The sequence below is a fragment of the Micropruina glycogenica genome (assembly GCF_900289045.1).
In the GTDB taxonomy this organism is placed as follows: Bacteria; Actinomycetota; Actinomycetes; order Propionibacteriales; family Propionibacteriaceae; genus Micropruina; species Micropruina glycogenica.
In genome coordinates this window covers 1120532-1137490 of record NZ_LT985188.1, presented here as the reverse complement: position 1 = coordinate 1137490, position 16959 = coordinate 1120532, and the positions used below count along the sequence as shown (strand labels likewise).

Below are 16959 nucleotides of genomic sequence, written 5' to 3'. Positions count from 1 at the left end.
CCGTGCGGTTGGCCTGCCTCGATCTGGAAGGGGTGTTGATACCCGAGATCTGGATCGCCGTCGCCGAGGCCACCGGCATCGAGGGGCTGCGGCGCACCACCCGTGACGAACCCGACTATGACGCACTGATGCGCTACCGGCTCGACCTGCTCGAGCGCAACGGACTCACCCTGAGCAAGATCCAGCAGGTGATCGGCACGCTCGCCCCCATGCCGGGGGCCGTCGAGATGGTCGACTGGCTGCGGCAGCGGTTTCAGGTCGTGATTCTGTCGGACACCTTCTACGAGTTCGGTATGCCGTTCATGGCCAAGCTGGGCCACCCGACGCTGCTCTGCCACCAGTTGGTGGTGCGCGACGACCGCATCGTCGACTACGCCCTGCGGCTGCCCGACCAGAAGCGGGCGGCGGTCAAGCGGTTTCACGAGCTCAACTTCTCTGTGATCGCGGCGGGTGACAGCTACAACGACACCGCCATGCTGGGCGAGGCCGACGCGGGCATTCTGTTCCGTCCGCCGGCCAAGGTGATCGCGGAGTTTCCGCAGTACCCGGTGGTCACCGACTACGCCGGCCTGCGCGACGCCTTCGAGCAGGCCGACGCCTCCATCTGAACCGACCTGTCGTCTGAATCAGGGGACGGTTCCTGCGATTCAAGGGACGGTTCCTTCTATTCAGTTCCTACCGTCGGGGGCGGATGCGCACCTGCAAGAGGCGTCCTGGGCGGAGCGCTTCGATCTACTCGAAGCCATGCTTCTTGCCCGGCTCTGCGAGGTCGACCAGCGCGCAGAACTGGCCCGCGCCTGGCAACTGCTCGCCTGACCCGGCCGGACGTCCGTCGCCCAGGTCGCAGTCGACGTCCACTGGAGCCGGCGACACACCTGTCGAGTGCGGTGCAGTATGAGTTCGGGCTGAGCCCGCGGCAACTGGCGCGGATCGGTCGTTTCGAGCGAGCGCAGGCCCTGGCCCAGGCCGGCATGCCCTTGGCCGAGACGGCCCATCGGGCCGGGTTCGCCGACCAGGCGGGCGCTGGCCGCCGGCGCCCGGCAGATCTCACCCGTCGACGAGCCGCCGCACGGTGGACGCTCCGTGGCGGTGACCGACGCCCAAGGCAACATCTTCAACATCGACTCCTACCCAGGCGAGTAACCACGGCAGGACCCGTCCCAACTGGTTAACTGGCACGCGTGAACTTGCGCCGCATCGGCTTCGTCGTGCTATTGGCGATCCCACCGCTGCTGGCCGCCCTGTACGCGGGCGGCACGACCATTCCCGGCGGCAACTTCGAGCCGTGGGCGCCGGCCATGATCGACCTCGACGTCTACCGCCGCACCGGCGACCTGGTGTTGCGCGGCCAGGATTTCTACCACGTCGAAGCGTGGCTGCCGTGGATCTACCCGGCCTTCGCCGCCCTGCTGTCGGTGCCGTTCGCGATCATGCCGCTGGCCATGGCGCAGTGGGTGTGGCTGGGGTTGAACGTGGCGTGCCTGATGGCCATGCTGCATCGGTTGGGCCTCAAGGGTGCCCAGCTCAGCCTGGCCGCCACCGCCATCGTGTGGCTTGTCGAACCGGTACGCGAAACCCTGGGGTTCGGCCAGTTGGCGATCTTTCTGGTCACGGCCGCGGTACTCGATTCGATGCCCGGGCCGACGGTGTTCAACCGCCGGCTGCTGCCCGAAGGCTGGTTGGTGGGCGTGGCCACCTCTGTGAAGCTCACCCCGGCGCTGATCGCCGCCTACAACTTCTTCGCCGGCAAGCGCAAGGCGGGCATCGTCAGCTTCATCACGTTTCTGGCCTGCACGGCCATCGGCTTCGTGGTGCTCTGGGGTCCGTCCCTGACCTACTTCGGCATGCTGCTCTCGGGTGATTCCGGGCTCAACAGCGGCATCGTGTTCAAGACCAACCAGTCGGTGCTGGGGGTGTGGACCCGGCTGATGGGCGAGGCCAGCCGCGGGGGCCTGGTGCTGTCGGTGCTGGTGGCCGTGCTCGGCCTGGTGGCGGCGGTGCTGATGCATCGCGCCGGCGAGGTCGCCTACGCACTGTGCCTGGCCGGGTTGACCAGCCTGCTCGCCTCGCCGATCTCGTGGTCGCACCATTACGTGTGGATCGTGCCGTTCGGCATCGTGCTGCTGCGCAACCAGCGGCTGCCCGAGTATCTGCGAATCGCGGGCCTGTTCTATTCGATCTGGACGGCCTTCGCCCCGTTCAAACTGCTGCCGGGCGACAACAACGTCGAACTGACCTACGCGCCGTTGCACATGCTGGTCGACAACTTCGGCGTCTATCTCGGGGTGGCGATTCTGATCGGCAGCATCGTGGCCGCCTACACCCCGTGGGGTCGTGATCGACGGCGCGCGCAACTGCACCTGCGCAACGGCGAGGCCATCACCGCCGAAACCTGACCGGCTACCGGGAATACCGCCCGGTGCGGCGTGGTTTCATGCAATTGACCGGCGCGGTGCTACAGTGAAGACGCGCTGTAGTTCAGCCAATCGCCCCCCACAGGTCGGGGCTGACGATTCCATTCGTCGAGGACTCCTTTCATCAAAGCCCGCTGTTTTGGGGAGATGAACCGTATCCAAGATCTGTGCCGGAGCTAGTCACGCTCCTCCCAATGCTGTCCGGCCGCAGGTAGGCACCCGTCCGGACGTTCCGAAAGGACCTTTGTGACCGACACCATCGAAGCCGTCGCCACCACCTCGGGCGGCAAGGGGCTGAGCGCCATGTTGCTGCCCGAGCTGAAGCAGCTCGGAGCCTCGCTCGGCCTCAAGGGCACCGGCGCCATGCGCAAGAGCCAGCTGATCGACGCCATTCGCACCGCCCAGTCCGGTGGCAGCAGCGGCAGCCTCAGCGAGAGCCCACGCACCGAGCAGCCCCAACAGCAACACCAGAAGCGGGCCAGCCAGCGGCCGGCCGCCGAGCCGACCGAGGCCCCGGCTGCGACCGAGGCCCCGGCCCAGCAGCCGTCCAACGGTGCGGCCGGCGAAGGCGACGACGTGGCCTCGCGGCTCGAAGCCCTGCAGGGTGAGCGCGGACGCCGCCGGCGCAACCGCGGCGGCGACGCCGACGGCGCCGAGGCCCCCGTTTCCGAGCAGCCCAGCACCCAGGCGAGCGCGGATTCGTCCGAACCGACCCTCGACTCGCGTCCCAATCAGAACACCAACGATCGCCAGCAGAACCAGCCGCGCGACGATGACGACTTCGGCACCGGACGGCGCTCGCGCCGCCGGCGCAACCGCGACCGGCAGAACCGTCGCGGCAACACCAACAACCGCGGCGGCCAGTCCGGCGCGATGGCCGGGCTCGAGGCCGAGCCGGTGGTCAGCGACGACGACGTGCTGGTCACCGTGTCGGGCATTCTCGACGTGCTCGACAACTACGCGTTCGTGCGCACGTCCGGCTACCTGCCGGGCACCAATGACGCCTATGTGTCGTTGTCGATGGTGCGCAAGTACGGCTTGCGCAAGGGCGACATCGTCACCGGCGCGATCCGGCAGCCGCGTGAGGGCGAGCGCAAAGAGAAGTTCAACCCGCTGGTGCGCATCGACAGCATCAACGCCGACGCGCCCGAGAAGGCCAAAGACCGGGCCGAGTTCGGCAAGCTCACCCCGCTCTACCCCGACGAGCGGCTGAAGCTCGAAACCTCGGCGGTGGGCATGATCGGCCGCATCATCGACCTGGTTTCGCCGGTCGGCAAGGGCCAGCGCGGCCTCATCGTGTCGCCGCCCAAGGCCGGCAAGACGCTCATCATGCAGGCCATCGCCAACGCGATCACCACCAACAACCCCGAGGTTCACCTCATGGTGGTGCTGGTCGACGAGCGTCCTGAAGAGGTCACCGACTTTCAGCGCAGCGTCAAGGGCGAGGTGATCGCGTCCACCTTCGACCGGCCCGCCGACGACCACACCACGATCGCCGAACTGGCCATCGAGCGGGCCAAGCGCCTGGTGGAACTGGGCCGTGACGTGGTGATCCTGCTCGACGGCATCACCCGGTTGGGCCGGGCCTACAACCTGGCCGCGCCCGCGTCCGGCCGCATTCTGTCGGGCGGTGTCGACTCGGCCGCGCTGTACCCGCCGAAGAAGTTCTTCGGCGCTGCGCGCAACATCGAAGACGGTGGCTCGCTCACCATCTTGGCCACCGCGCTGATCGAGACCGGTTCGAAGATGGACGAGGTGATCTTCGAAGAGTTCAAGGGCACCGGCAACATGGAGTTGCGGCTGCGCCGTGACCTGGCCGACAAGCGCATCTTCCCGGCCATCGACGTGGACGCCTCGGGCACCCGCCGCGAAGAGATGCTGTTCAGCCGTGAGGAACTGCAGATCATCTGGAAGCTTCGCCGGGTGCTGTCGTCGCTCGAGCCGCAGGCGGCCCTCGAGACGCTGCTGTCGCGCATGCGCAAGACCGAAAGCAACCGCGAGTTCTTGATTCAGGTGACCCGCACCACGCCGTCGCAGAACTGAACGACGTGATCTTGTCGATGCCTCAGCGCGTGCGCTGGGGCATCGTCGGCGTCGGAGACGTCACCGAACGCAAGAGCGGACCGGCGTTCCAACAGGCCGACCGCTCAGAACTCGTGGCGGTGATGCGCCGCGATGCGGCCAAGGCCGCCGACTTCGCAGCGCGGCACGCCGTGCCGCGCTGGTACGACGACGCAGATGCGTTGATCGCCGACCCCGAGGTGGACGCGGTCTACATCGCCACACCGCCGGATTCGCACCGTGACTACGTCGAACGCGTGGCTGCGGCCGGTAAGCCGGTGTACGTCGAGAAGCCGATGGCGCGCACTGCGACCGAGTGCCGGGCGATGATCGACGCCTGCGAAACGGCGGGCGTGCCGCTGTTCGTGGCGTACTACCGGCGGGCCATGCCGCGCTTCGAGATTGCGCGCGAACTGATTAGTGGCGGGCGGCTGGGCGAGGTGCGGTCGGTGATCATCCGGACGCAGCATCCCGGCCCCGACCTGTCCGGCGGGCTGCCGTGGCGACTCGATCCGCAGGTCTCCGGCGGCGGATTGTTCGTCGACCTCGGTTCGCACACCCTCGACTGGCTCGACCACGTGTTCGGCCCGGTCACCGAGGCGGCCGGACGCGCCTCGCACCCCCTCGCCGGCCCGGGCTCGGTTGAGACCGTGGTCAGCGCGTCGTTCAGGTTCGCTGGTGGGGTCAGCGCGGTGGGCCTGTGGGACTTCGACGCAGCCGAACGTGTCGACCGCATCGAGATCATCGGTACCGAAGGGTCGCTTGCGCTGTCCAGCTTCGGGCCGGAGCCGCTGATGCTGACCAGCGGCGGGGTCACCGAAGAGATCGCCGCCCCGTACCCCGACGTTGTGCAGCGACCCCTGGTGCAGGGCATCGTCGATGTCCTCACCGGGCGCGCCCACACTGCGGTCAGCACCGGCGAATCGGCCCTACGCACGGCGTCCGTCGTCGACGCGGTGTTGGCCGACTACCGAGCGGAGCACGGCATCTCGTTCTGAGCCGTCGCTGGCAGTGGATTGAGGTTCCGGCGTTCGCCGGAATGACGAACGGCCTCTGTCATCCCGGCGCACGTCCTCCGTCCCCGCCTCAGTCATCCCTGCGAACGCCGGGATCTCACCGGCCCACGCCCCCCGCAGCGCAGCGCACGCCCTCTGTCCTCCCGCCCTCGTCATCCCGGCGCGCGCCGGGACCTCACGGGCCCACGATGGTGAACTGACGCTCGCGGGCATATGCTGATCGGCTCGCCCACGATCGGAGGTGTTCGCCATGCCCGCAGACCCGCTGACGCAGGCGCGCGAACATCTGGACGAGGCCCGCACGGCGCTGCGCGAGATGCGCGAGTACACCGCGTCCCTCGAGGCGCTGGCCGGCGATCGATTGAGCGGCGAATACCTCAAGCAGACCCTGTACCGGCGGATGATGTCGCTGCGGGACGATCCGACCACCCCGTTGTTCTTCGGCCGGATCGACTACCGCACCGCGGCCGGCGCCGACGAGAACGAGGACTGTTGGATCGGCCGACTTCACGTCACCCGCGAAATGGGCAGCGAACCGATGGTCTACGACTGGCGAGCGCCCGTGTCGCTGCCGTTCTACCGGGGCAGCCGCACCGAGCCGATGGGGGTGGCCCTGCGGCGCAGGTTCGGTTTTCAGCACGGCCGCATCACCGCCTTCGAGGACGAGAGCCTGCTCGAGAGCGACGCCGAGGACGCGTTCGGCCACTCCGAGATCCTCGAGGCCGAGATCGAGCGGCCGCGCACCGGGCCGATGCGTGACATCGTCGCCACCATTCAGCCCGAGCAGGACCTGATCGTCCGGGCACCGTTGAGCCAGTCGGTCGTGGTGCAGGGGGCCCCGGGTACCGGCAAGACCGCCGTCGGACTGCACCGCGCCGCCTACCTGCTGTACGCGCACCGTGACCAACTCAGTCGCAGCGGGGTGATGGTGGTGGGGCCCAACGCGTCGTTCCTGAGCTACATCGGCGACGTGCTGCCCGCTCTGGGCGAGATCGACGCCGCCCAAGAGACTCTCGAATCGGTGGTCACCCGAACCGCCGGACGGCCGGTGCTCGGCATGGACCTGCCCGAGGTGGCGGTGCTCAAGGGAGACCCGCGACTGGCCGAGGTGTTGCGTCGCGCGGTCTGGAACTCCGTTGTCGAAGCGTCGGAAACGCTCGTGGTGCCCCGCGGATCATCCCAGTGGCGCATTCCACCCCATCGCTGCCAGGCGGTGATCGATGAACTGCGTGGGCGGGGCGTCCGGTACGCCGCGGGTCGCGAGATGCTCGCCCAGCGGCTGGCCCATCAGGTGCTGCTGCGCATGGAGTCCGCCGGCGAAACCCCTGACGACCGGGTGCAGAATGCCGTGGCACGGTCGCGTCCCGTCAAGGCGTACGTCGACACACACTGGCCCGCCCAGAACGCCGGCCGGCTGGTGTTTCGGCTGCTGGGCGACCCCGGCTTTCTGGCCGAGCACGCCGATGGGCTGCTCAGCGCCGACGAGCAACGGGTGCTCGGGCTCGCCCACGGCCTGACCGGACGGGCCAAACCACCCCGCTCGGTGCAGGCCTGGAAACCCAGCCTGGCCGACCTGGTGCTGATCGACGAGGTCGCCGACCTGCTCAATCGCACCCCCAGCCTCGGCCACGTGATCATCGACGAGGCGCAGGACCTGTCGGCGATGGGCTTGCGGGCGGTTGGCCGCCGGGCGTCCACCGGGTCGGTGACCGTGCTCGGCGACCTCGCCCAGGCCACCACCGCGTATGCCACCAACAGTTGGGCCGACTCGCTCGAACATCTCGGCAAGAGCGAGAGCTCCATCACAGAACTGGTGGCGGGGTTCCGGGTGCCCCGCTCGGTGATCGAGTACGCGGCTCGGCTGCTGCCCAGCATCGCGCCGTCGCTCACGCCGCCACATTCGGTGCGGCGCTCGGCGGGCGACTTCAGCATCGTCCGCGGGGGAGTGGACGCCCTGGTGGCGGCGACCTCCACGGCCCTCGATCGGGAGGGCACCGTCGGCCTGATCGTCGCCGATGGCCAGGTGACCACGACGATCGACGCGCTGGACGACGCCGGCATCGATTTCGGCGTGCTGGGTGACGAACCCGAAGCCGACTTCGGTCACCGGCTCGACGTGGTGCCGGCCACGATGGCCAAGGGTCTTGAGTTCGACCAGGTCGTACTGGTCGAACCTGCTGCGATCGTGGCCGCCGAACCCGACCGGGTGACCGGCCTACGTCGCCTGTACGTGTGCCTCACCCGGGCGGTGAGCGGCCTGCAGGTCGTCCACCAACAACCCCTTCCGCCGGAGTTGGCAGAAGTTGGGGACGAGGAAGATGCTTCTCAGCGGGCTCGCTCGACCCGGCCTTCATCCCACACGGGCTCGTCCGCTTCGTAGACCGATCCGTCCGCGCCGAACACCAGAAATCGGTCGAAACCGCGGGCGAACCAACGGTCGTGGGTGACCGCGATCACCGTGCCCTCGAAGGCGTCCAGGCCCGCTTCCAGCGCCTCGGCCGATTCGAGATCGAGGTTGTCGGTCGGCTCGTCCAACAACAGCAGGGTGGCTCCGGCCAACTGCAGCAGCAGAATCTGCAGCCGCGCCTGCTGACCCCCCGACAGTGTCTCGTAGCGCTGCTCTGCTGCCTTGGCCAACTCGTAGCGGTCGAGGAAGCGAGCGGACGCCTCACGTCCCATGCCGTCACGATGGTCGTCGCCGCGGTGCAGGATCTCGACCAGCGTGCGGCCGACCAATTCGGGGTGGGCGTGGGTCTGGGCGAACAACCCCGGACGCACCCGTGCCCCCAGCCGGGCCACCCCGGTGAAGCGCACCGGCTCGATCAAGGCGTGGTCGACAGAGGTGTTGCCGGGCTCGGGCGACGAGCCCCCGCGGGCCAGCAGCCGCAGAAAATGCGACTTGCCCGACCCGTTCGACCCCAGCACCGCCACCCGGTCGCCGAACCAGATCTCGGTGTCGAACGGCTTCATCAGCCCGGTCAGCTCCAGCCGTTCGACGACCACCGCCCGTCGACCGGTACGTCCGCCGGCCAGCCGCATCGACACCTGCTGGCGCAAAGGCACCGCCTGCGGCGGGCCCGCCTGCTCGAACCGCTCCAGCCGGGTGACCGCAGCCTGGTAGCGCGACGCCATGTCTGAGTTGTAGGCGGCCTTGTTCTTGTACATCAGCATCAGTTCGCGCAGCTTGGCGTGCTCCTCGTCCCAGCGTCGACGCAGCTCCTCGAACCGGGCGAACCGCTCGGCCCGGGCCGCTGCGTACGTGCGAAACCCCTTGCCATGCACCCATAGGGTGTTGCCGGCCGCGCCCAGTTCGACCGCCGCGATGCGGGTGGCCGCCTGCGCCAGCAGTTCGCGGTCGTGGCTGACCAGCAGCACGGTCTTCTGGGTGGCGCGCAACTGTTCCTCGAGCCAGCGCTTGCCCGGCACGTCGAGGTAGTTGTCGGGTTCGTCGAGCAGCAGCACCTCGTCGGGCCCGCGCACCAGCAACTCCAGCGCGAGGCGCTTCTGCTCACCGCCCGACAGCGTGTTCACCTCGCGCCACTTGCCCTGGTCGTAGGCGATGCCCAGGGCTGCGTCGCAGCAGGCGTCGAACACCACCTCCTGGTCGTAGCCGCCGGCGTCGGCGTACTCGGCAAGGGCGTGCGCGTAAGCCAGCTGGACGGGCTCGGTGTCGTCGTCCATCAACCGCAGTTCGAGTGCGTCGACGGCCGCGGCGGCTTCTCTGATGCGCGGCGGTGAGAGTGAGAAGAGCAGGTCGCGCACGGTGCTGTGGTCACGAATGCTGCCGATGAACTGCCGCATCACGCCCAAACCGCCCGACCGAGAGATCGTGCCCTCGGTGGGGGCGAGGTCGCCGGCGATGATGCGCAGCAGTGTGGTCTTGCCCGACCCGTTGGCGCCCACCAGCGCCACGATCGCCCCGTCGCCCACCCGAAACGACACGTCGCGCAGCAGAGGGCGCCCGTCGGGCAGGTCGTAGCCGACCCCAGACAACTCCACGTGGCCCATGCACGTGACCGTATCGACCCGGAGGATTGTGAAAACCAGGGGGTGACCGGTCGCGACACGCCGACCTGAGCGCGTGCCGGCTGAAGTCACCAGGACGATTTCAGAAAATCGGGATCTCGGGTGCCCCTGCCATCGGAGGTCGTGCGCCGGGTTTCTGAGATCGTCCTGGTCACCGGGGCCACCGTGCCTTCCAGTCGGCGTGTCGCACCCGGTCACCAACCACGTTTCAGATTGACCGTCGGGAATGAACCCCACCCCCTGCGGCGTTTTGCCCATGTCCAGCCCGATCAGGCACAATGGACGGTCGATGCCGGTTCACGCCAGCGGTTCATCCACCCGCAGCAGCACGAGGGCGACCCGGCACAGTTAAGGAGATCAGCATGAAGCAGGGAATCCATCCCGACTACAACGTGACCGAGGTGACCTGCACCTGCGGCAACACGTTCACCACTCGCAGCACCGCCAAGAACGGCGTCATTCACGCCGAAGTCTGCGCGGCCTGCCACCCGTTCTACACCGGCAAGCAGAAGATTCTCGACACCGGCGGCCGCGTGGCCCGGTTCGAGCGCCGCTACGCCAAGCAGCCGGCCGGCAAGAAGAAGTAACCCGCGTGAGCGCCGGGGCCCTCGGGGCTCCGGCGCTTCGTCGTCCAATCAAAGGAAACGCCGATGTTCGAGGCAGCTGAATCACTGCGCAGTGAGTTCGCCGACCTCGAACGCACCCTGGCCGACCCCGCCACCCACGCCGACTTGGCCCTGGCCCGCCGCACCGGACGGCGCTACGCCGAACTCACCCCCATCGTGAAGGGGCTGGCCGAGTACGACCAGCTCACCGACGACCTGGACGCCGCGCGCGAGTTGGCCACCGACGACCCGTCCTTCGCCGACGAGGCCGACGAGCTGGCCGCACGGCTCGACGAGGTCACCCACAAGCTCACCGCGCTGCTCGCCCCGCGCGACCCGCACGACAGCTCCGACGCCCTGCTCGAGATCAAGTCGGGCGAGGGCGGCGAAGAGTCGGCGCTGTTCGCCGGCGACCTGTTTCGCATGTACGTGCGTTACGCCGAGGCTCGTGGCTGGACCGTCGACGTGCTCGACAGCCAAGAGACCGATCTGGGCGGCTACAAGTCGATCACAGCAGCGATCAAGGCGCGCGGCAACGATCCCGACAACTTTCCCTACGGCGTGCTCAAGTTCGAGGGCGGCGTGCACCGGGTGCAGCGGGTGCCGGTCACCGAGACTCAGGGCCGGGTGCACACCTCGGCGGCCGGGGTGCTGGTGATGCCCGATGCTGAAGAGGCCGAGGTGGCGATCGATCCCGACGACCTGCGCATCGACGTCTACCGCAGCTCGGGCCCCGGCGGTCAGGGCGTCAACACCACCGACTCGGCCGTGCGCATCACCCACCTGCCCACCGGCATCGTGGTGAGCTGCCAGAACGAGCGCTCGCAGTTGCAGAACAAAGAGTCGGCGATGCGCATGCTGCGCGCCCGGCTGGTTGCCGCCGCCGAAGAGCAGGCGGCCGCCGAGGCGTCCGCGGCGCGCCGGTCGCAGGTGCGCACGGTCGATCGGTCGGAGCGCATTCGCACCTACAACTTCGGTGAGAACCGCATCGCCGACCACCGCATCGGCTACAAGGCCTACAACCTCGACGCCGTGCTGGCCGGCGACCTGGGTGGGGTGATCCAGGCGCTGCAGGCCGCCGATCTGGCCGAGCGACTGGACCAGATCGGGTGACTGAGGTTCAACGGGCGCTGCGTCGGGCGTCGAAGGTCATTCCGGCGGCAGACGCCCGCATGCTGCTCGCCCACGCGCTCGGCGTCACGCCGGCTCGGCTGTTGACGGCCGGCCCGCTGCACGGCCACCAGATCGATGCGTTCGACGACCTGGTGCGGGCGCGGGTGGGCGGTACCCCCGCGCAATACCTGACCGGACGAGCCCCCTTTCGTACCGTCGAGGTGGCGGTCGGCCCCGGGGTGTTTATTCCCCGGCCAGAAACCGAGGTGATGACCGGCTGGGCCATCGAGGTGCTCCGCGGCCGCGCCGGCGAACAGACCGTGGTCGAGTTGTGTGCCGGCTCGGGGGCCATCTCGCTGGCCATCTGCACCGAACTGCCCGGTCACGTTCAGTACGCGGTCGAGTTGAGCGCCGCGGCGGTCGAGTACGCCGACGTGAACCTGGCCGGCACCGGGGTGATCCTGCTGCAGGGCGACCTCGCCGACGCCCTGCCCGAACTCGACGGCACGGTCGACCTGGTGATCGCCAACCCGCCCTACGTGCCGCTGGAGTCGTACGACGGCATTCCGGCCGAGGTGCGCGAGCACGAGCCCGAGTTGGCGCTGTTCTCAGGGCTCGACGGCCTCGATGTGATGCGGGTGCTGACGCGCACGGCCCGCCGGCTGCTTCGCCCGGGCGGTTGGGTGTGCGCCGAGCACGCCGAACTGCAGCACCGCAGCGCGCCGGAGTTGTTCGTCGCCGACGGCGGCTTCGACCAGGTGCGCGACCGGTGCGACTACAACGACCGTCCGCGGTTCGTGACGGCCAGGCGCCGCACGACGGTGGCAGGATTGCCCCTGTGACCGATCCCCAACTGTTCGACTGCGCCACCCAGGCCGACGACGCCTTGGCCGCCGCCGAAGCCGCCATCACGGCGGGGGAGTGCATCGTGCTGCCCACCGACACCGTGTACGGCATCGGGGCGGCCGCGTTCGACGCCAAGGCGGTGCAGCGGCTGCTCGACGCCAAGCAACGCGGCCGTGACATGCCGCCGCCGGTGCTGATCGCCGAGCCCACCATGCTGCGCTCGCTGGCCAGCGGGCTGACCAAGGACGGGCTCAAGCTGGCCAAGGCGTTCTGGCCCGGCCCCCTGACGGTGGTGGTCACCGCCCAGGCCGACCTGCAACTCGACCTGGGCGACCGCGACGACACCATCGCCGTGCGGGTGCCCGACCACGACTTCACCCGTGCGCTGCTGCGTCGCACCGGCCCCCTCGCGGTGAGCAGCGCCAACGTCAGCGGCCAGGATGCCGCCACGACCATTCATGCCGCGATCGAGCAGCTCGGCGATTCGGTGTCGGTCTATCTCGACGCCGGCCCGGGGTCTGACGCGGTGCCGTCCACCATCGTCGACCTGACCGGTGAGCCCCGCATTCTGCGTGAGGGGCGGCTGAGCGCCGACGAGCTCGTCGCGGCGGTACCCGGACTGTTCGGCGACGATGCGTGAGTACCTGCTGATCCTGCTGATCGCGGCCGGGTTGACCTACCTGCTCGCGGGGCTGTGCCGTCGGCTCGCCTTTCGCTACAACGCGGTCGCCATCGTGCGTGACCGCGACGTTCACACCAGGCCGATCCCCTACTTCGGGGGCATCGCCATGCTGTGCGGCCTGGCCGCCGCGCTGTTGGTGGCCGGCCAGTTGCCCTGGCTCGGGCGTTTCGACCTGGTGGCCCACGACAGTCGCGCAGTGTTCATCGCCGGCCTGGTGATCTGTGCCGTGGGCGTGCTCGACGACATGTACGAGCTCAACGCGCTGGCCAAGATCGCCGGCCAGATGCTGGCGGCCGGCATCGTTGTGCTGAACGGCGTGAAGGTCTACTGGATTCCGCTGCCGAACACGATCATCACCCTCGACGACGCCATGTCGATTCTGCTCACCATGGCGCTGATCTTTCTGTGCGTGAACTCGATCAACCTGATCGACGGTCTCGACGGGCTGGCGGCCGGCGTGGTCGCCATCGGGGCGTCTTCGTTCTTCGTCTACGCCTACTGGCTCAGCTACGAACAAGAGCTGGTGCGAGCCACCACGGCCAGCCTGATCACCGTCGTGACGGTCGGCATGTGCCTGGGTTTTCTGCCCTACAACGTGCACCCGGCCCGCATGTTCATGGGTGATTCGGGCTCGATGCTGCTCGGGTTTCTGATGGCCACGTCGATGATCAGCCTGACCGGGCAGATCGACCCGTCGCAGGTCACCGTGCAGGGGTCGGGCCTGGCGGTCAACGCCTACCTGCCGCTGTTTCTGCCGCTGGCGGTGATGGCGCTGCCGCTGGGCGACCTGCTGCTGGCGTACGTGCGCCGCACGATGGCCGGACGGCTGTGGTTCCAGGCCGACAAGCAGCACCTGCACCACCGCATGCTCGACCTGGGCCACAGCCACGGCCGGGCCGTGCTGCTGCTCTGGCTGTGGACGGCGGTGCTCGCCTTCGGCGCCATCCTGATCGGCCTGACCACCGCCCCCTGGGCGATCGCCGCCCTGCTCGCCGGCCTCGCGCTCGCGGCCTGGCTGACCTGGAAGCCGGTGCGGCGTGCCGCGTGAGCGACGTCTGCCCAGCGCCAACACGCTGCGGGCCCGGCAACTTCTCGCCGGTGGCGCTCTGGGCGGCCACGCCGCGGCGATCATCGTGGTCGCTGTCTTCTTCATCGCCCGCGGCCCCGGCTCGGCACTGTCGGCCGCGCTGGCGGCGCTCGCGGTGCTGGCCTTCTTCGGCCTCGGCCAGGCGGTCATGGTGTGGGTGGCCGACGCCGACCCTCAGGTCGTTCTGCTCGCCGGCCTGGGGTCGTACGTGTTCCGAGTGGGACTGCCTGCGCTCGCGTTGATCCTGCTGGCGAGGGATCCGTCACGACTCGCGGCAATGGACCGCGTGGCGATCGCGGTATCGGCGATAGTCGTGGTATTGGGCTGGCTGGCTGCCGAAATCTGGACGTTCTCCCGGCTGCGGATTCCGGTCTTCGACCCGCCTCAAGACGATGCCCGCTAGGCCCCTTGGCGGTTGGCTCTGGCCACCGCCAAGCTGCTAGAGTCACCGAAAGTCATGGAGGGCAGCGACGGCATCGATCAGGGTCTACGGGTCCTGAGTTACCTGCTGTCGGGTCCGCTCTTCTATGGCTTTTTCGGTTGGCTGATCGACCAGTGGCTGCATACGTCCTTCTGGATGGTGCTGGGCATCGTGGTGGGCATGGCGGCCGGGGTCTACTTGGTGGTGCGAAGGTACGGACGACCGTGATGTCGAACCAGGAGGTGCGATGGGCCTGATCGGCCTGATCATCCCAATGGAGGGCGGGGGCGGGTCTGAAGACTCGCACTGGCCGCCCGGGGTGCACAGCTTCGACCCCAAGCCGCTGTTTCCCGACGCGGGTATGGACTGGCTGAACACCTACCTGCTGCAAGCCGTGGTGGGCGCCATCATCGTCATCGTGGTGTGGCTGTGGCTGGCCAAAGACCAGAAGGTGGTGCCCGGCTTCAAGCAGTGGTGCGGCGAACAGCTCTACAACATGGTGCGCAACGGCATCGGTCGCGACGCACTGGGCTACGAGTACAAGCGGTTCACCCCCTACCTGCTCGCATTGTTCTCGTTCATCCTGGTCAACAACCTGTTCGGCCAGTTCTTTCTGACCATGTTTCCGACCTTTTCGCGGGTCGGCTACGCCTACGGTCTGGCACTGCTGACCTGGCTGCTCTACAACGGCGTGGGCATCGCCAAGCACGGCCTGGGTGGCTACCTCAAACTGATGACAGTGCCCAAGGGTGTGCCCTGGCCGCTGCTGATCCTGATCATTCCGCTCGAGATCCTCTCGAACTTCATCGTGCGGCCGGTCACCCTGGCCCTGCGTCTTTTCGCCAACCTGTTCGCGGGTCACCTCGTGATCATCGTGTTCGTGGTCGGCGGCACCCTGCTGCTGGAGCAGAGCAGCTTCTTGTACGCGATCGCCGGCGGGGCCTCGCTGCTGATGGCCTTTCCGATCTTCGCCCTCGAGTTGTTCGTGGGTGTGCTGCAGGCCTACATCTTCACCGTGCTGACCGCTCAGTACGTCGCCTCATCTCTCGCCGAAGACCACTGACCCACCAACCCTTTGACCAACATCCGAAAGGAAACGTAATGCTCCCCATCATGGAGATCTCCGGCTCGCTAAACATGGTCGGCTACGGCCTGGCCACCATCGGCCCAGGCATCGGCGTGGCCATGGTGTTCGCGGCCGTCATCAACGGCACGGCTCGCCAGCCCGAGGCTCGTGGTGCCCTGCTGAGCACCGCCTGGATCGGCTTCGCCGTGGTCGAGGCGCTCGCCATCATCGGCATCGCCCTCGCCTTCGCTATTCAGTGATCGGGTGCGTCCAGTGACCACGATTCTGGAGATCGACCTGGGGCCGCTGCTGCCGGCGTTCCCCGAGTTCATCGCGGGCATCGTGCTGTTCATCATCATCTGGTACGTGCTGGCCAAGAAGGTGGTGCCTTCGTTCGAGGCCACCTACGCCGAGCGTGCGGCAGAGATCCAGGGCGGCATCGAAAAGGCCGAGCTGGCCCAGGCCCAGGCCGCCGAGGCACTCGAGCAGTACCGCGAGCAGTTGGCCGGTGCCCGCGAGGAGGCCAGCTCGATCCGCGAGGAGGCGAAGGCCCAGGGGGCCCAGATCATCGCCGAAATGCGGGCCCATGCCCAAGACGAGGCCGACCGGCTACTGGCTCAGGCCAAGGCCCAGATCGATGCCGAACGCGCGCAGGCCGTTCAGCAACTGCGTACCGAGGTCGGTGGCCTGGCCACCAGCCTGGCCGGCAAGATCGTCGGCGAGTCGCTCGACGACGATGAGCGGGCGCGGCGTACGGTCGACCGGTTCATCGCAGATCTCGAGGCGAACAGCCAGGAGAAGGTATGAGCAGCACCCACGAGACGCGACTCGGTGAACTCGATTCCCTGCTCGACTCACAGCAGGTGAGCCCGCGGGTTGCCGAGGAACTCTTCGCCCTCGTGGATCTACTCGAAGCACAGCCCGCCCTGCGGCGGGCACTCACCGACACCGGGGCCGAACAGCAGACCCGCGCACATCTGGTCGACCAACTGTTCGGCGGGCGGATCTCTGAACCCACGCACACCGTGCTGCACGCGGCCGTGGTGCAGCGCTGGCCGAGTTCGTCGGCTCTGCTGGCCTCGCTCGACCGACAGGCGGTAAGGGCCACGCTGTCGTGTGCGCAGCAGGACGGCACGTTGGAACAGGTTGAAGACGAGCTGTTCCGGTTCAGCCGCCTGGTCGAGGGCGATCGCAATCTGCAGGCCGCGGTCAGCGATCGCTCCGCCCCTCTGCAACTGCGCCGCCAGTTGGTGGACGACCTGCTCGCCGGCCGGGCGGACTCCGTGACCAACTTCTTGGCCAAACGTGCGGTGGGCGCCCGCAATCGCAGCTTCGGCGTCACCGTCGAGGGCTACCTCACCCTGGCCGCCGCCCTGCGCAGCCGCACGCTGGCGCACGTTGTGGTGGCCCGTCCGATGACCGCGGAGCAGACCACTCGACTGGCCGAGGCGCTCAGCGGGCAGATGGGCCGGCAGGTGAGCCTGCAGGTGGTGGTCGACCCGAACGTGATCGGCGGGGTGCGGGTGACCGTGGGCGACCACTACTTCGAGGGCACCGTGGCCGGACGACTCGAGAACGCCCGCCGACAACTCAGCTGATCGATCAACTTCCCAACGAGAACA

At 68.1% G+C, this 16959-nt stretch carries 18 protein-coding genes; 16 read left to right on the top strand and 2 right to left on the bottom strand.

Going from position 1 to position 16959, the window contains the following annotated elements:
* Positions 1-2: 2 nt before the first annotated feature.
* On the top strand, positions 3-608 hold the full coding sequence (gene thrH / locus MPLG2_RS05335) for a bifunctional phosphoserine phosphatase/homoserine phosphotransferase ThrH (RefSeq protein WP_105185247.1): 606 nt from the start codon (positions 3-5) through the stop codon (positions 606-608).
* Positions 609-732: 124 nt separating this feature from the next.
* On the opposite strand, the gene MPLG2_RS18325 is transcribed toward thrH, so the two are convergent.
* Positions 733-873 (bottom strand): hypothetical protein, encoded by a 141-nt coding sequence (locus MPLG2_RS18325; RefSeq protein WP_158680895.1) that lies wholly within the window; start codon positions 871-873, stop codon positions 733-735.
* Positions 874-1181: 308 nt separating this feature from the next.
* Here MPLG2_RS18325 and MPLG2_RS05325 point away from each other — a divergent pair, with 308 nt between their 5' ends.
* The 4 genes from MPLG2_RS05325 (at position 1182) to MPLG2_RS05310 (ending at position 7871) form a co-directional block, all read left to right on the top strand.
* Positions 1182-2396 (top strand): glycosyltransferase 87 family protein, encoded by a 1215-nt coding sequence (locus tag MPLG2_RS05325; RefSeq protein WP_105185246.1) that lies wholly within the window; start codon positions 1182-1184, stop codon positions 2394-2396.
* A gap of 321 nt (positions 2397-2717) precedes the next feature.
* Positions 2718-4457: a transcription termination factor Rho gene (gene rho, locus MPLG2_RS05320; RefSeq protein WP_105187485.1), complete on the top strand. Its 1740-nt coding sequence runs from the start codon at positions 2718-2720 to the stop codon at positions 4455-4457.
* A gap of 17 nt (positions 4458-4474) precedes the next feature.
* Complete coding sequence (locus MPLG2_RS05315; protein ID WP_105187484.1) at positions 4475-5473, top strand: Gfo/Idh/MocA family protein; 999 nt, start codon at positions 4475-4477, stop codon at positions 5471-5473.
* 268 nt (positions 5474-5741) lie between these two features.
* Positions 5742-7871, top strand: coding sequence for a HelD family protein (locus MPLG2_RS05310; RefSeq protein ID WP_231935834.1), 2130 nt, complete (start codon positions 5742-5744; stop codon positions 7869-7871).
* Here the strand turns inward: MPLG2_RS05310 and MPLG2_RS05305 are convergent.
* Positions 7817-9499: an ABC-F family ATP-binding cassette domain-containing protein gene (locus MPLG2_RS05305; protein WP_105185245.1), complete on the bottom strand. Its 1683-nt coding sequence runs from the start codon at positions 9497-9499 to the stop codon at positions 7817-7819. The genes MPLG2_RS05310 and MPLG2_RS05305 overlap by 55 nt on opposite strands.
* A 380-nt stretch (positions 9500-9879) precedes the next feature.
* Here MPLG2_RS05305 and rpmE point away from each other — a divergent pair, with 380 nt between their 5' ends.
* From rpmE to MPLG2_RS05250, 11 genes are all read left to right on the top strand, one after another.
* On the top strand, positions 9880-10104 hold the full coding sequence (rpmE, locus tag MPLG2_RS05300) for a 50S ribosomal protein L31 (RefSeq protein ID WP_105185244.1): 225 nt from the start codon (positions 9880-9882) through the stop codon (positions 10102-10104).
* Positions 10105-10167: 63 nt separating this feature from the next.
* The gene (gene prfA / locus MPLG2_RS05295; protein WP_105185243.1) at positions 10168-11235 is read left to right on the top strand and encodes a peptide chain release factor 1; all 1068 of its coding nucleotides are present in this window, start codon (positions 10168-10170) and stop codon (positions 11233-11235) included.
* The gene (gene prmC / locus MPLG2_RS05290) at positions 11232-12077 is read left to right on the top strand and encodes a peptide chain release factor N(5)-glutamine methyltransferase (RefSeq protein ID WP_158680894.1); all 846 of its coding nucleotides are present in this window, start codon (positions 11232-11234) and stop codon (positions 12075-12077) included. Before prfA ends, prmC begins: the two co-directional genes overlap by 4 nt.
* Positions 12074-12721, top strand: a complete 648-nt coding sequence (locus MPLG2_RS05285; RefSeq protein WP_197710091.1) for an L-threonylcarbamoyladenylate synthase — start codon at positions 12074-12076, stop codon at positions 12719-12721. Before prmC ends, MPLG2_RS05285 begins: the two co-directional genes overlap by 4 nt.
* Complete coding sequence (locus MPLG2_RS05280) at positions 12714-13811, top strand: MraY family glycosyltransferase (protein ID WP_105185242.1); 1098 nt, start codon at positions 12714-12716, stop codon at positions 13809-13811. Before MPLG2_RS05285 ends, MPLG2_RS05280 begins: the two co-directional genes overlap by 8 nt.
* A complete protein-coding gene (locus MPLG2_RS05275; RefSeq protein WP_105185241.1) occupies positions 13801-14253 on the top strand; it encodes a hypothetical protein in 453 nt (150 codons plus the stop codon). The genes MPLG2_RS05280 and MPLG2_RS05275 overlap by 11 nt, the downstream gene beginning before the upstream one ends.
* A gap of 54 nt (positions 14254-14307) precedes the next feature.
* Entirely contained in the window at positions 14308-14499 is a 192-nt protein-coding gene (locus tag MPLG2_RS05270; RefSeq protein ID WP_105187481.1) for an AtpZ/AtpI family protein, read from the top strand.
* Positions 14500-14524: 25 nt separating this feature from the next.
* On the top strand, positions 14525-15334 hold the full coding sequence (gene atpB, locus MPLG2_RS05265; RefSeq protein WP_408632057.1) for a F0F1 ATP synthase subunit A: 810 nt from the start codon (positions 14525-14527) through the stop codon (positions 15332-15334).
* Between the two features lie 38 nt (positions 15335-15372).
* Positions 15373-15597, top strand: coding sequence for an ATP synthase F0 subunit C (gene atpE / locus MPLG2_RS05260; protein ID WP_105185239.1), 225 nt, complete (start codon positions 15373-15375; stop codon positions 15595-15597).
* A 13-nt stretch (positions 15598-15610) separates the two neighbouring features.
* Positions 15611-16144, top strand: coding sequence for a F0F1 ATP synthase subunit B (locus MPLG2_RS05255; RefSeq protein WP_231935832.1), 534 nt, complete (start codon positions 15611-15613; stop codon positions 16142-16144).
* Positions 16141-16935, top strand: a complete 795-nt coding sequence (locus MPLG2_RS05250; protein WP_105185238.1) for a F0F1 ATP synthase subunit delta — start codon at positions 16141-16143, stop codon at positions 16933-16935. The genes MPLG2_RS05255 and MPLG2_RS05250 overlap by 4 nt, the downstream gene beginning before the upstream one ends.
* Positions 16936-16959 lie beyond the last annotated feature (24 nt).

What these genes read in the sequence shown, in the direction of transcription:
- MPLG2_RS05305 (WP_105185245.1), bottom strand. Translation starts at nt 9,499, where the DNA reads ATGGGCCACGTGGAGTTGTCTGGGGTCGGCTACGACCTGCCCGACGGG.
- MPLG2_RS05315 (WP_105187484.1), top strand. Translation starts at nt 4,475, where the DNA reads ATGCCTCAGCGCGTGCGCTGGGGCATCGTCGGCGTCGGAGACGTCACC.
- MPLG2_RS05310 (WP_231935834.1), top strand. Translation starts at nt 5,742, where the DNA reads ATGCCCGCAGACCCGCTGACGCAGGCGCGCGAACATCTGGACGAGGCC.
- rho (WP_105187485.1), top strand. Translation starts at nt 2,718, where the DNA reads ATGTTGCTGCCCGAGCTGAAGCAGCTCGGAGCCTCGCTCGGCCTCAAG.
- rpmE (WP_105185244.1), top strand. Translation starts at nt 9,880, where the DNA reads ATGAAGCAGGGAATCCATCCCGACTACAACGTGACCGAGGTGACCTGC.
- MPLG2_RS05280 (WP_105185242.1), top strand. Translation starts at nt 12,714, where the DNA reads ATGCGTGAGTACCTGCTGATCCTGCTGATCGCGGCCGGGTTGACCTAC.
- MPLG2_RS05270 (WP_105187481.1), top strand. Translation starts at nt 14,308, where the DNA reads ATGGAGGGCAGCGACGGCATCGATCAGGGTCTACGGGTCCTGAGTTAC.
- prfA (WP_105185243.1), top strand. Translation starts at nt 10,168, where the DNA reads ATGTTCGAGGCAGCTGAATCACTGCGCAGTGAGTTCGCCGACCTCGAA.
- atpE (WP_105185239.1), top strand. Translation starts at nt 15,373, where the DNA reads ATGCTCCCCATCATGGAGATCTCCGGCTCGCTAAACATGGTCGGCTAC.
- MPLG2_RS05250 (WP_105185238.1), top strand. Translation starts at nt 16,141, where the DNA reads ATGAGCAGCACCCACGAGACGCGACTCGGTGAACTCGATTCCCTGCTC.